Consider the following 14195-nt stretch of genomic DNA (forward strand, 5'->3'; position numbering starts at 1 on the left):
TGCAAGTCTTCGATTGTTTTGGGGAAGATTAGAATAGACTGACAGGTTGACATCATGAAAGTTTGAGGAGGTTAACGATTATGGGATTGGGTACATCAGGAATCATTTTGCTGGCCATCGTGGCGCTGTTGCTGTTCGGACCGAACAAGCTGCCAGAGCTTGGACGGGCATTTGGACGGACGTTGAAGGAATTCAAGAACGGTGCCAAAGACATCATGGGCGATGAGGACCAGAACGAACGCAAGACCGTTAGTACCGTGCAAGCCGATGCGCCGCGCTCGGGAGAACCAATGAACAACAAGCGCCTTCCGGACTAACCGGAGACGCTTTTTTTATGAAATTCCTAGTACGTTCAGGTATAGAAAGGATGTCCTCGGGTGACGGAAGATAAAAAAACGGCCTCCTCCGGCAAAGGCAGACGGGAGGCCTTTGCAGACCGGCTCGGACAAGAAGGGCTCATGCCCCTGTTGGGACATGTCGGGGAACTGCGCAAACGGATCATCGCCGTCTTGGTCGTGCTGATCCTCGGAATGATTGCAGGGCTGTCCTTGGCCAAGCCCGCTTACGATTTTCTCATGTCGCAGGAACCGGCTAGGGATTTGACAGTACATGGTTTTTCTCTCTGGGACGGCGTCGGAATCTATATGAAGTTTGCGCTGGTCATGGCGCTTCTGATTACCTTGCCGTTTACGTTTTATCAGCTTTGGTCATTCGTGAAGCCTGCATTGGCGCCCAGTGAACAAAAAGCAACGCTAAAGTACATTCCATTCGCGACGCTTATGTTGCTTATTGGAATAACCTTCTCTTATTTTGTTGTGTTACCAATGGCTTACTATTTTACTACGGCAGTTTCAGCTAATCTTAATTTGGTTGAAACTTTCGGTGCAATCCAGTACCTTCAGTTTATGTTCAACATCATTATTCCAATCTCGTTGCTCTTCGAGCTGCCGATCGTAATCATGTTCCTGACCAAGCTGAGAATCCTTAATCCACTCCGGCTGCGCAAAATGAGGCGTGTCGCATACTTCGTGCTCATCGCTGCTGCAGCTCTCATTACACCGCCGGATATTGTGTCGGACATTCTGGTCGCGATACCGCTCATCATCCTATATGAGTTCAGTGTCTTCCTCTCCGCTCGCGTGTACCGCAAGCAGTTGGAGAAGGATGCAGAGTTCGAAGCGCAATATCAAGACAATCAAGCTTAATGTGTCGACTTCCTAGTCCCGTACAGATCGAATACCGAGATGTGCGGGACTATTGTTATTTAATGAACTCTTCGCAAAAGGGACTTGAAATTTAAGACCAAAATAGGTATTATAAAAATGGTTGTTAGCACTGAGGGTTGTCGAGTGCTAACCATGCCGATATTTGGCGACAAATTTAAAAGGAGGCTATTTTTCATGATCAGACCTTTGGGTGAGCGCGTTTTGATCGAACCAATCGCGAAGGAAGAAACGACTGCTAGCGGTATCGTCCTGCCGGATACGGCGAAGGAAAAGCCGCAAGAAGGCCAAGTTATCGCAGTTGGTGTCGGTGCGCTGAAGGACGGTGTACGCGTAGAGCTGGAAGTGAAAGTAGGCGATCGCGTTTTGTTCTCCAAGTATGCCGGTACAGAAGTGAAGTATGATGGAAAAGAATATTTGATTATGAAAGAAAGCGACATCCACGCAATCTTCTCTTAAGTTAAGGAGGTTCAGAGAGCTCGACTTTTTGAACTTTAATTTTAGAGATTGCGTTTCGGACCCCACATAGATTGTAAGAAAGATACTTATTTGTTCTAAATCTAAGGAGGTTAATCAAGCTATGGCAAAGGATATCAAGTTCAGTGAAGATGCTCGCCGTTCGATGCTTCGTGGTGTCGACGCGCTGGCAAACGCAGTAAAGGTTACACTTGGACCAAAAGGCCGTAACGTGGTACTCGAGAAGAAATTTGGCAGCCCGTTGATCACAAACGATGGTGTGTCCATCGCGAAAGAGATCGAGCTGGAAGATGCTTTCGAGAACATGGGTGCTCAACTGGTTAAAGAAGTTGCGACCAAAACCAACGATGTAGCTGGTGACGGAACAACAACTGCGACTGTATTGGCGCAAGCGATGATCCGTGAGGGTCTGAAAAATGTAACCGCTGGTGCAAACCCAATGGTTATCCGCAAAGGCATCGAGAAAGCTGTCAAAACAGCCATCGAAGAGCTGAAAACTATTGCGAAGCCAATCGAAGGCAAGCAGTCGATCGCTCAAGTTGCTGCAATCTCTGCTTCCGACAGCGAAGTTGGCGAGCTGATTGCAGAAGCCATGGAGAAAGTCGGCAACGACGGCGTTATCACCGTTGAAGAATCCAAAGGCTTCGTAACTGAGCTGGAAGTGGTTGAAGGCATGCAGTTCGACCGCGGTTACATCTCCCCGTATATGATTACAGATACGGACAAGATGGAAGCTGTGCTGGAGAACCCGTACATCCTGATCACTGACAAGAAGATCACCAACATTCAGGAAATCCTGCCTGTTCTGGAGAAAGTCGTTCAATCCGGCAAGCAACTGATGATCATCGCAGAAGACATCGAAGGCGAAGCGCTGGCTACGCTGGTTGTCAACAAACTGCGTGGTACCTTCACTTGCGTAGGTGTCAAAGCTCCTGGCTTCGGCGACCGTCGTAAAGCGATGCTGCAGGATTTGGCTGCTCTGACTGGTGGTCAAGTGATTACGGAAGAGCTGGGTCTGGATCTGAAAACGACGTCGATCGAGCAACTGGGTTCGGCACGTCAAGTACGCATCACCAAAGAAAACACAATCGTCGTCGATGGCAGCGGCAACTCTGCTGACATCGTTGCTCGCGTGAACCAAATCCGCGCTCAACTGGAAGACACCACTTCCGACTTCGATCGTGAGAAGCTCCAAGAGCGTCTGGCTAAACTGGCTGGCGGTGTTGCCGTTATCAAAGTCGGTGCAGCTACTGAGACTGAACTGAAAGAGCGCAAGCTGCGCATCGAAGATGCCCTGAACTCGACGCGTGCTGCTGTCGAAGAAGGTATCGTATCCGGTGGCGGTACTGCCCTCGTGAACGTATACAACGCAGTTGCTGCTGTTGTCACTGAAGGTGACGAGCAAACGGGTGTAAACATCGTTCTGCGCGCGCTGGAAGAGCCTGTACGCACAATCGCTGCTAATGCTGGTCAAGAAGGTTCCGTTATCGTGGAGCGCCTCAAAAACGAAGCTATCGGCGTAGGCTACAACGCAGCTTCCGGCCAATGGGTGAACATGTTCGAAGCAGGTATCGTTGACCCAGCTAAGGTAACTCGCTCTGCGCTGCAGAACGCGGCTTCCGTAGCTGCAATGTTCCTGACCACCGAAGCTGTTGTGGCTGACAAGCCAGAGCCAAAAGGCGCAGCTGGCGGCGGCATGCCAGACATGGGCGGCATGGGTGGAATGGGCGGTATGGGCGGCATGATGTAATCAAGCCCCCAGAAACCTTATATAGATCAAAGATCAGAGGCCTCGGAGTGAGGTCTCTTTTCTTTTTTGCAATCAAAGGAAAATAACAATCCACCTGCGCATTGCTTGATATTGAGGCATAGATAACTGCCGACGACAGAGATATGACCTTTTGGATTTCCATTGTCGACAATCAGGAGGACAAGTGACCAACATCCTGCTACTCGATCGAAATGTCCCTCTTCACTCAAAAAAAGTAGAAATCGTCCGGCCAGCTTCCTCTAACGGCCACCACAGCCGCTATTTCAGTCAAAATTCGTGGTTCAGAATTCTAACGGCCATATATGCAGTTATCTGATCTACTTGGGGCCGTTTTCTGGTGTTTTTGATGAGATAAGCGCATATGTGGCCGTTAGAGCAGCGAGCCCCGCAAAAAGCAGGAAATAGCAGCTTATATGGCCGTTAGAGTAAAGTAACCATGCTACAACACTCCGAGCACCATACTCAGCACAGTACACCCATTCCGCACAACCAGTACAATACACTCAGCGCCGCGCACTCAACATCATCCGAAAACCACACATCGAGTCCACCACCCCGAACCCAGCATCACTCGAGCACAATTCACCAAGCAAAGTATACCGAACCCCGCACACACGCTACCTCTCCACCCATTTTCTTCGCACCTCCCCACAAGCGTCTCCGGACCAACTACTTCCTGACCCGCTGCTTCCTGATCTCCTACGGGATATGGTAGAATGAACGACGAATATCATTAACGCGAACGTAGAGGAGAGCCCATTGTGCCCCGAAAAGCTGCAGTCCTTATCATTATGATGCTTATATGTTTTTCTCTAGCGATACCTGGGCTTGCTGAATCGCAAGCATCTGGCGGTCCGCTTCGTCCCATACCAGGAACGACGCCAACAGGCGTGCCTTATGAGGAGTTAGAGGACTTTGTGGATGAATATGCGGGGCGTTATGTGGGACAGAGGACGGTCGGGGCAGCCGTTGTTATTGTAAAGGATGGCGAGATCATCCTGTCCAAAGGCTACGGTTATACAGATATGGAGCTACAGCAGCCGGTGGATCCACAGCGTACCGTATGGGAATGGGGATCCATTTCCAAACTTACGGTCTGGACCGCAGTGATGCAGTTGGTGGAACAGGGGAAGCTTGATCTGGATACGGATATCCGATCGTATCTGCCTGACGGGTTCTTAACCCAGCTAAGCTATGACGAGCCAATTACCATGCTCGATTTGATGAATCATAGTGCAGGCTTCGAAGAGTATATGTTTGATCTTGCTTATCAGTCACCGGATGACGTCCAATCCCTGGAGGAAGGCCTAAGGCTTGCTGAGCCTGCACAAGTGTACAGACCCGGCGAAAACATCGCCTACTCCAATTATTCCACTGCCCTGGCAGCATATATTGTTGAGCAGCTTACGGGATTCGAGTTTCATACTTATGCAGAGAATCATATCTTTTCACAATTGGATATGAAGCAGACGTCAGCCCACCCTACGCTGTCGGACCGTCCTGAGCTGCTGACACAGAAGGCCAAGGGGTACTATTATCAGGGGAATGCACAATTCGAACCTGGCCCATGGAACTATATGTCGATGTATCCGGCAGGTGGCATAAACGGAACTGCCGAAGACCTGGCCAGGTTCGCAATGGCCTTCATGCCGGCTGAGGGGCAGTCTTCTCCTCTTTTTCATCAAATCACTACCCTAAGCGATATGCTGGCAACCAGTCATTCGAGTGCACCGCAGGTACCTGGAATTGCGCATGGATTTTGGGAATATGCAGGGGAGCATGGCGGCTTGGGGCACACCGGCAATACGATGGTTTTTACCAGCAACTTGCTGATTGTACCCGAAGAGGGGCTGGGGATTGTTGTAATGAGCAACCAGGCGAGCGAGGCAGATATGGTTCATGGTTTGGTCAAAGCACTCGCTGGCAGGGTGAATGTCGCGCCTCCTCAGCTTGAAATGCCGAGTGCAGCAACCATCGAAGGCAGCTATATCGCCGCCCGCCGGCCGCACCACGGGTTCATGAGCCTCTATCCCTACCTGTCCTTGATGAAAATTGCTGCAGTAGATGAACAGACGATCCAGCTTGCTATTGCCGGCGCCATTGGTGAATATGTGCAGACTCATCCCTATGTCTATGAGAAGGTAAGTGGACATTCGGCACTGGATGCTTGGTCTGTTCTGTACGCTCAGGTTGAGGGGGACAAGGTAATGAAGGTTGCCATTCCGACCTCTGATTATTTGCCTCTGCCAGCTGGAAAATCCATACCAATGCTTACGACTTACGCGATAGTGGCTATCATCGTCATATTGTATTTTTTGAGTCTGCCGATTCTGCTTATCGTTCCACCTGTGCGAAGAAAATGGAGATTTTCCCCGTCCCTTTTCTGGCTTAGCCTTACGGGTATGGGATTAATCCTGAATAACGGCTTCCTCGCGCTGCGGATGCTCAGCAATTATGAGCGGGCGTATGCAGAGGTCTATCCACATCTCGTCGTGAACTACATCTTCACGGGGATCGGGTTGGTGCTGAGTGGAATCGTCCTAAGCGGATGGAGAAAACAAACCATGACCTTGGTCCAGAAAAGTATCCGACTGGCTACGGCTCTGTTGATGCTTCTTCTTGTTGCTTTGCTTGTCATGTGGCAATTTTATTCGTAGAATGCAGGCTAATTTTCATCAACGATCTTCTCCCTCTCTTAGCTTCGTATGGTATAATTATGGGATAAGGAGAGGGTAACGTGATGTTTCAAAAGCCAAAAAAAGGATACAAAGCAAAACGGCCCACGAGGGACGAGTATCAATTGGAGGAATTAGGTGACCGCTTGGTGGAAGCCAAGGAAGAAGAGTCGGAGCTGTTGCTTGAGGTGTGGGGCGAAGAGCAAGAGGTACGCGGCAGAATTGTCGCATTGGATTCCCGGACCCGCAAAGTCCATGTCGCGGAGAGCCATGGGGAATTGAGAAAAATCCCCTTTCTGGATATTATGAATGTCAACCGTCCCAGGTAAACTCCCACACGAGCGCCGCGAGGCATTTATTCGCATGTAATGTTCTTGTGCGTCCTGTGATCCATGAGAAGGACACTTTGAAAAAGTGGCCCTCTTGTGGGTCATTTGTATTTTGGATGCAGATTCAGGCCCCCACAGTCGTTAGAGTCTCACCCCCGCCAAAAATGCCCCCATCCCATCGCCATTCCTAGCCAAGGTGCTGTTGCGGCTAGCAGCTTATCACCTCAAACCGGCCATGCTCCTGCGAAAGCAAAAATCAAAAAAATAATAAGGACAAAGACGCTGCCAATTCTACTCATCGTCATGTAGGCTTCACTGGGTTCAGATTGGCCTTTGACCATCCACCCATAACGCAAATACCAGCCGATCGCCGGATTAATAATATTCACAATCGTAAGACCCACAAACAGTAACATGAAGAAAATCATCCGCCTCAGCTCCTTTTTAGGTAATACGTGGGAGAGGCGCTAAATGTTTCGGCGTTGGAGCCTAAATGGCGCAAGATGCAATAAAGCAGTTTTTTTTACGACAATTGGCCCATTCGACCACAAAAGTACGGTTTCATACTATACTTATGGGAGTAGATTCCAGAAGGGGGACGGCCAGATGGACACGGAGCTCAAGTACCTATTTGCACCCTACGAGTTGAAGGGCCATCACATCAAAAACCGCATCGTCATGGCGCCGATGGAGCTGTTGATTAAGAAGACAAGGGATGGATTCGTGAATGAGGATCACTTGAATCATTACGGAGAGCGAGCGAGAAGCGGGATTGGCCTGGTCATTATCGAAGCAACCAGCGTCGATCCGCGCAGCATGAATGTCGTGTCCCAGCTCGGTGCCTGGTCGGATGAGCACATCCCGGGGTTAAGACGACTTGCCGCAGCGTGCCAACGGTATGGCGCCAAGGTGCTGCTGCAGCTGCAGCACCTGGGTGTCCGCATGAAGCAGGATCCGATCGGCCCATCCGCGTATCAGGACAAGTCGGTGACAGCGCGAGAGATGAAGCTAGACGAACTGAAGGCGCTGCAAGAGGCATATGTGTCGGCTATCCGGCGTGCAGAATTAGCTGGCTTCGATGGGGTTGAGCTTCATGGGGCGCACGGCTATATGCTGAATCAGTTTTCTTCGCCGAATGTGAATCAGCGAACCGATCGCTACGGCGGGACGTTAGACAACCGACTGCGTTTTGTCCAGGAGGTCATGGAGCAGGCGCAACCGCTGGTGAATGAACGCTTTATCTTCGGTTACCGCATGGGCTGCAATCAGCCTACCCTTGAAGATGGCGTTGCGATGGCCGTAAGGCTGGAGCAGATGGGGATAGATGTGATCCATGTGTCTTCTTGCGGCTACTCTGGTTCGCGGCCAGAGCTGCCTACGGATTTTCCCTACAATTGGGTCATCTATGGCGGCAGCCGGATCCGGGAGAAGGTAACGGTCCCGGTCATTGTGGTGTATGAGATCCGGACACCGGAGCGTGCGGACGATATTGTGAAGCAAGGCTATGGAGATTTTGCGGCTATTGGTCGGGAGCTGATTGTGGATGCGGAATGGGCGAGAAAAGCAGCCGATGGCGATGAGATCCGCTACTGCATTCGCTGCCAGCCCTGCGTCATCTTTAATGGAGAGAACTGTGTGATGCTTTAACAAGCCGTAGCATTTCTACCCCCACTTGCCTACATTTACCGAGTGGCAGCCCGCAATCGAGGTGCTACAATGGTTGAAATGGGAGGCGCGAGTTAATGTTTTACGAACCAATGCTGCTAGAGACTAGCGAGGTAGCTTTTGATGATGAACGCTATGTATTTGAACCCAAGATTGACGGACACCGCCTGGAATTATCAATGATTAATGGCAAGGTTAATTTGTATACCCGATTTCGAACGAACGTCACGGAGCGTTATCCGGAGCTGCATCACGTACCTGTGGATAGCCCGCATGTGGTGCTGGATGGGGAGGTGGCTTACCTTAATCCAGATACCGGGGACTTTGAACTGGAATCTGTGATGCAGCGGTTTCGGCTCACCAAACCAGCTAAGATTCGGGATGGCATGAAGCGGCTGCCGTTGCGTTATTTTGTGTTTGATATTCTGAGCTACGACGGGGAGGACATTCGTCACTGGCCGCTTCACGAGCGCAAAGCACTGCTGAACGACGTGTTGACGGAGAACGCAACGTACAGCCGGGTGATGTCTGTTGAACGAACAGGAAAGGCGTTATTTGATGTCGTGAAGCAACGGAGACTGGAAGGGATTGTGTGCAAACGCAAGGACAGCCCGTATCTGGGACGCCGGTCTACCAACTGGCTTAAGGTCATCAACTATCAGTACGCCAATGTAACGATTGTTGGCTACCGCAAATCACAATTTGGCTGGCTGGTCCACTTTAATGGCAAACCCGTTGGGGTGGTTGAGCATGGGGTGCCACCGCATCAGAGAGCCAAGTTCTACGAAGCCGCCAAGAAAATAGTTACGTCTGAGGATCGCAATTATACGTATCTTGAGCCTGTGCTGCAGGCACGAATCCGCTACCTGAATGTTTACAAATCCGGTATGCTGCGTTCGCCGGAGTTTGTCCGATTTGTGGTGGACTGAGCATAAGCTTCTAAGGAGGACTCCACGCGAGTCCTTTTTTCTCTGGGCTGCCCATAATATTCGGCTACTTCCTCTTCCCTTCGGGCTGCTTGATCAAGGCATAGGCGATATGACCGATCATGCTGATGAACAAGCCGGTGCCGACAATAATGTAGACCATCATGAAGCCTTTACCCAATCCTGTCTGGGGGACGAAGGTCGGGTGGCCGACCGTGCTGAGGGTAGTCACACATACATAGAGGGCATCAATAGGCGCCAGACCTTCCTGCGTCGTGAAGAAAATCGTACCGGAGATGAGCATCAGCAGCACAAGCACGAAGATGGCTTGAAAATTCTTCATCTTGAAGGCGCGCCACATTCCGCTCAGGAGACGTTTTACAGTTAATGCAAAGGAAATCATGGTTGTCCTGCCTCCTCTGGCTTAGGATATACCGCTACTATAAAAGTCATGCGAGATATTCCTAGGCTAGCTAATTCTTCATCTACTGTACAACTGACCACGTGAATAATCAACGCAATCATGAAACAGCAACAGACGGAACCGGGGTGGCTCCGTCTGTTGCTCGCATCGGGGAATTATTATTGCGCCTGGGCCTGCAGGTCCTGCGACTCGGTCAGAATCGGGTTGCGCTTAACTTTGACCTCCTGGAAGGTAATCTTATTAGAAATAATATACTCCGGCGTCTTGCGATGGGCGTGCGATTCCTTGAAGGCTTCACTGCGCGTCCAGTTTTGAAAATCCTCCTTGGTTCTCCAACGCGTCACCACAGACACTTCATCATGATCCTTGAGATTTTGCGTCAGCAGCACCTCCAGGCCCAAGAATCCCTCCATGGCTTCCACTTTACCAATGCGGTCAAAACGTTCGATCAGCTTGTCGCCGTCCCCTTTGGTAATCTGCGAGATGTTCGTTACAATAATCATCGTTGACTCCTCCTCTATAGGTTGAACTACCGGTATAATGACCGGGTATTGCTCTTCAAAGCTGACCCTGGCTTCAATCTCATAGACTTCTCTGAGAAAATCAGCCTGGATAACCTCCTTGGGCGCTCCTGAGGCGGCAACTTCGCCGTCCTTCATGGCTATCAGATGGTCACAGAAAGCTGCAGCATGTTGCAAGTCGTGGAGCACCATCACAATCGTTATGCCGGCTTCCCGATTGAGGCGGGTCAGGGTGCGCATCACTTCCAACTGGTGAGCGATGTCCATATAGGTTGTCGGCTCATCCAGCAGCAAGATGCCGGTTTTTTGAGCAAGCGCCATGGCGATACGCGCCTTCTGTTGTTCGCCGCCCGAGAGGGTGTGGAACATCCGCTCCTCGTGCCGACGGATACTCATGACACGCATCGCCCAGTCGATGATCTGCTCGTCTTCGTCGCTAAGACGTTGGCGCAAGCCCCGCAGATGCGGTGAACGGCCATAGGCGACGAGTTCGCGGACTGTCAGCTCGGGCAAGCGGTCTTTGGCTTGCGGCAGCATCGTCAGTGTGCGAGCGTACTGCGAGCGGTTGTATTCCGAGACGGCTTTGCCGTCGACGACAATTTGGCCGCTCTCTGGAGCGATGAGAGTAGTGATAAGCTTCAGTAGTGTCGATTTGCCCGAACCGTTGGGGCCGATAATGGCAGTTATTTGACCTGTAGGGATCTCGAGCGAGAGCTCGTGCAGCCGGAAGCGGCCGGCTTCATAGACTAGCGTGTCTGTCTGGATCGCATTCATCGCCATTGACTCCTTTTTCTTAGCAAAATGAGGAAGAACGGTCCGCCAATCACAGCAAGCAGGATGCCGACCGGCAGTTCAACCGGATCGAACCAAGTGCGGGCGGTCGTATCCGCGAGGACGACTAATGCTGCACCGCCAATCATGGAGAGCGGCATTAGATAGCGATAATCATCGCCAAGCAATAGTCTGATGGCATGCGGGACAACCAGACCGACGAAGCCGACCAGGCCGGCCACACTGACCGCAGCTCCAGCCAATAAGGACGAGAGCAGGATGAGCAGCAGGCGCTGGCGTTCCACCTTTTGCCCCAGTAGCTGAGCCGAATCGTCCCCGAGTAGCAACAGATTGGCAGGCTTGATCGCTAACAGTGCCAAGAGGAGTCCGACAATCGCATAGGGAGCCATAAAGGATAAATGATGCCAGCTGCGACCATTGAGTCCGCCAGACAGCCAGGGCAGCACAGCTTGCACACGGTCGCTGTAGAGAACCATAATTCCGTTCATGACCGCGCCCAGCATGGCGTTCACGGCAACACCGGCCAGCACGATGCGTACCGGAGCACTGCCTTTATCCCAAGCAAACGCATAGACAACAAGCGATGCGCCAAAGGCACCCAGAAAAGCCGCGGCAGGCAGCAAATAGCTGAACTGAGGCAGAACCACCATTGTGATAACGGCAGCCAGACCACCACCCGCGGAAACCCCGATAATTCCGGGATCAGCCAGTGGGTTACGCATGACGCCCTGCAGGATGGCTCCCGCAGCCGCCAGAGATGCACCAACCAGCAGACCGATTAGAATGCGGGGCAGCCTCAGATCGAACACGATCGTCGAGTAGTTGGAATGACCGGTCAATGCCGGCCAGATTTCCTGAAGTGGGACAGATACAGATCCATACATCAAACCATAGAGCATGCTGAGGACCAGCAGGAGAGGGCAGCCCGCGAGCAGCCAACGTCTGCGGCGAGTGCGTTGAAGTTTATCCATGATGCTCCTTTCAAGGCGTGGCCAATCCCAGCTTGTCGTGCATAAGTGCCAATGCGTCTAAGATGCGAGTGCCTGGATTCGTACCGAACAGGTCGGGAGGCAACACTTCAATCCTGTCATCTGTAACCGCATCGATCTTGTTCCAGGCCGGGTTGGTCTGCATCTCGCGTACGAAGCTATCGCGAACCTCGTCCGGCTTGCCGTGGGTCAAGATGAAGATGCGTTCAGGATTGGCCTCTACGATCCGTTCGCTGCTCAGTTGAGCGTATTGCGGATAGCTCTGGAGACGGGGATAATCCGATGCGATGTTGATTCCGCCCGCAACACTCAAGATATCCCCGCTCAGCGAGTTGGGCAGCGCCGCCATGAAGGTGCCGGGTGCGCCGTAGACGAGCAGGACTCTTGGCTGATGATTAGCTGAACGCTGCTGGTATGTGTCCACAGCTTCATTGATCTTCTTGACCCATACTTCTGCCTGTTGGTCGCGGTCAATCAATTCACCCAGCAACGTGATTTGCTGCTGAATATCTGCAATGGAGTTGGCACTGGAGAGCAGCATCTGGGAGCCCAGGCTTTCGATGGTGGGGATATCCTTCGTATTCATAGGGTGGTTGCCAAGGACAACATCCGGCTTCAGTAGACTTATACGCTCCAGATCCACCTCGTGCGTGCTGCCGACCTGGGAGACATCGAGGGCGGCAGGGTTGCTCGGCACGATATCTGAGGTCGGCCTGCCCACTAACGTACCTCCCAGAGCGTAGATAATATCGGTTTCGCCATTGCCCAAGGCAACAATATGCTGGGGCGGCGTGTCGAATACAAGCTGGCGCTGTGCAAAATCGGTAACGATAATTGCATCGGGAGAATTCGGATTCACCTGTTCGGGTCCGGCGCCGGCACTGCAACCTGAGACTGCGATGCCGAGCAGTAAGATAGGGACGGAGAGCCATTCAGGCTTCTTCACAGTTGAACCTCCTTACAATTCATATGTAACTGATACTGAGAATCAATTTCAACAACATGATAATCCTTCTCATTTAAGAAGTCAACAAAAATATTTGGAAATGAATGGTCGGATGAGTAGGGGAGGATCTCGCCTTGATTAAGGTCAGTTGGATAAACAGCCCGGCTGATTTTCGTTAAATTAACGCTCTAATGTAAGGAAAAAGCCAATGCAAAAACGAGTTGACGGGATGGGAACTCATGAAGTACTATGTTGGGGAACTGGTAAGGAGAGGGAGGAACGGGCAAAGGCCCTTTCTTTTTTTAGTCCTTATTGAGAATGATAATCAACAATAATCATTTGATTATCACTATCAATATTTGGAGGTGAACAATGAAACACAAGCTTAGAAGGGTGTCGCTGCTGCTGACCGGACTTGTGTTAAGCCTGCTATGGGCGGGATTGATTCATGCCCAGTCCCTGGACAACGGCGTCTATACTGTGGATTACACGGTTCTCAAAGCAGAGAACGATTCGGCATCGATGGCCAATGATTATTGGGAGAAGCCTGCCAAACTTACCGTGCAGGATGGCAAAGTGACGATCCAGATGACGGTCAACCATAGCCAGTGGGTGACAGAATTCAAAGTCCCAGCTGGAGGAAACTATGTGGATACCAAGGTGATCAGCACTGACACAGGCGCTGATAAGCGAACCGTGGAATTCACAGCTGCCGGGATTGAGCAACCCATTCTGTCCAAGATTCACGTCACCGTTGCGGAGATTGATTATGATCACGATTATACGATCCGCTTCGCATTCAAACCGGACAGTCTCAAGCTGATCCAGGCGGCTGAATCGGCAGCGACGCCGGAGCCGCCAGTCGATAAGCCGACGACCGAGAAACCGCCAGCTGCAACGGAGCAGCCTGCGGCTGCCAAGCCGTCCAAGCCAGCTGCAACTCCGTCCTCAAGCGGGACGCCAGCTGCCAATACAACGGCGAGCTCGCCGCCGCCAGCTGCTCAACCTACGCCACCCAAGAAGGAGGCAAGCAGCAGCTCACAGGAGCCAGCGGCTGGATCTGGACAGGAAAGCACGAATCCTCCTGAAGCAGAGGCGAGGGAGATACAAGCTGATGAACCCGTTGTCGAAGCTGAAGAGAACCCTGCCGTTGAGCCTGTGGAAGAACCGGCCGCATCAGAGATCGATAATAGCACGGTTGATGAAGAAGCTGCGTCTACTGAGCAGCCTGCCGAGGCAACGGCCGTGACGGCAGACGCTACCGATGAGACGACTGTGGTAGAGGAAGGCCGCCAGCTCTCTGCAGCTCCGGCTAGCGGAAGCAGTTCGTCAGGTCAAGCCAAGACCTGGCTCATCATCAGCATCGCAGTTGTAGGTGCAGGCATCATTGCTGCGGGAGTTTTCTTGATTTATCGCCGCCGCGTGGAAGCACGCCAAGCTTAATCGGTCTTACCGGG

At 51.7% G+C, this 14195-nt stretch carries 14 protein-coding genes; 9 read left to right on the plus strand and 5 right to left on the minus strand.

Going from position 1 to position 14195, the window contains the following annotated elements:
• Window positions 1-80 precede the first annotated feature (80 nt).
• The 6 genes from F556_RS0120120 to F556_RS0120145 all read left to right on the plus strand — a co-directional run bounded on the left by F556_RS0120120 (window position 81) and on the right by F556_RS0120145 (window position 6475).
• Window positions 81-317, plus strand: coding sequence for a twin-arginine translocase TatA/TatE family subunit (locus F556_RS0120120; RefSeq protein WP_020618799.1), 237 nt, complete (start codon window positions 81-83; stop codon window positions 315-317).
• Window positions 318-377: 60 nt separating this feature from the next.
• Window positions 378-1205, plus strand: a complete 828-nt coding sequence (gene tatC / locus F556_RS0120125; RefSeq protein WP_020618800.1) for a twin-arginine translocase subunit TatC — start codon at window positions 378-380, stop codon at window positions 1203-1205.
• 195 nt (window positions 1206-1400) lie between these two features.
• Window positions 1401-1682 (plus strand): co-chaperone GroES, encoded by a 282-nt coding sequence (gene groES / locus F556_RS0120130; protein WP_020618801.1) that lies wholly within the window; start codon window positions 1401-1403, stop codon window positions 1680-1682.
• 121 nt (window positions 1683-1803) lie between these two features.
• Window positions 1804-3450: a chaperonin GroEL gene (gene groL, locus F556_RS0120135; protein ID WP_020618802.1), complete on the plus strand. Its 1647-nt coding sequence runs from the start codon at window positions 1804-1806 to the stop codon at window positions 3448-3450.
• A 782-nt stretch (window positions 3451-4232) separates the two neighbouring features.
• Window positions 4233-6128 (plus strand): serine hydrolase domain-containing protein, encoded by a 1896-nt coding sequence (locus F556_RS0120140; protein WP_083938065.1) that lies wholly within the window; start codon window positions 4233-4235, stop codon window positions 6126-6128.
• An 83-nt stretch (window positions 6129-6211) separates the two neighbouring features.
• Window positions 6212-6475 (plus strand): YolD-like family protein, encoded by a 264-nt coding sequence (locus tag F556_RS0120145; protein ID WP_020618804.1) that lies wholly within the window; start codon window positions 6212-6214, stop codon window positions 6473-6475.
• A 224-nt stretch (window positions 6476-6699) separates the two neighbouring features.
• Here F556_RS0120145 and F556_RS0120150 read toward each other — a convergent pair whose 3' ends face one another.
• A complete protein-coding gene (locus tag F556_RS0120150) occupies window positions 6700-6891 on the minus strand; it encodes a DUF6199 family natural product biosynthesis protein (RefSeq protein ID WP_245583099.1) in 192 nt (63 codons plus the stop codon).
• A gap of 190 nt (window positions 6892-7081) precedes the next feature.
• Between F556_RS0120150 and F556_RS0120155 the strand changes: the two genes are divergently transcribed.
• The gene (locus F556_RS0120155; protein ID WP_020618806.1) at window positions 7082-8122 is read left to right on the plus strand and encodes an oxidoreductase; all 1041 of its coding nucleotides are present in this window, start codon (window positions 7082-7084) and stop codon (window positions 8120-8122) included.
• 95 nt (window positions 8123-8217) lie between these two features.
• A complete protein-coding gene (locus F556_RS0120160; RefSeq protein WP_020618807.1) occupies window positions 8218-9069 on the plus strand; it encodes an ATP-dependent DNA ligase in 852 nt (283 codons plus the stop codon).
• 64 nt (window positions 9070-9133) lie between these two features.
• Here the strand turns inward: F556_RS0120160 and F556_RS0120165 are convergent, their stop codons facing one another.
• The 4 genes from F556_RS0120165 to F556_RS0120180 all read right to left on the minus strand — a co-directional run bounded on the left by F556_RS0120165 (window position 9134) and on the right by F556_RS0120180 (window position 12738).
• Window positions 9134-9469: a potassium channel family protein gene (locus tag F556_RS0120165; RefSeq protein ID WP_020618808.1), complete on the minus strand. Its 336-nt coding sequence runs from the start codon at window positions 9467-9469 to the stop codon at window positions 9134-9136.
• 179 nt (window positions 9470-9648) lie between these two features.
• The gene (isdG, locus tag F556_RS39080; RefSeq protein WP_020618809.1) at window positions 9649-10785 is read right to left on the minus strand and encodes a heme oxygenase; all 1137 of its coding nucleotides are present in this window, start codon (window positions 10783-10785) and stop codon (window positions 9649-9651) included.
• Window positions 10782-11774 (minus strand): FecCD family ABC transporter permease, encoded by a 993-nt coding sequence (locus tag F556_RS0120175; RefSeq protein WP_020618810.1) that lies wholly within the window; start codon window positions 11772-11774, stop codon window positions 10782-10784. Before F556_RS0120175 ends, isdG begins: the two co-directional genes overlap by 4 nt.
• Before the next feature lie 10 nt (window positions 11775-11784).
• Window positions 11785-12738 carry an ABC transporter substrate-binding protein gene (locus F556_RS0120180; RefSeq protein WP_020618811.1) on the minus strand — a complete coding sequence of 318 codons (954 nt, stop codon included), beginning with the start codon at window positions 12736-12738 and terminating at the stop codon, window positions 11785-11787.
• Window positions 12739-13110: 372 nt separating this feature from the next.
• On the opposite strand from F556_RS0120180, the gene isdC reads away from it, so the two are divergent.
• The gene (gene isdC / locus F556_RS36455) at window positions 13111-14181 is read left to right on the plus strand and encodes a heme uptake protein IsdC (RefSeq protein ID WP_020618812.1); all 1071 of its coding nucleotides are present in this window, start codon (window positions 13111-13113) and stop codon (window positions 14179-14181) included.
• The last annotated feature ends 14 nt before the right edge of the window (window positions 14182-14195 follow it).

It is taken from the genome of Paenibacillus daejeonensis DSM 15491, assembly GCF_000378385.1.
GTDB lineage: Bacteria > Bacillota > Bacilli > Paenibacillales > Paenibacillaceae > Paenibacillus_D > Paenibacillus_D daejeonensis.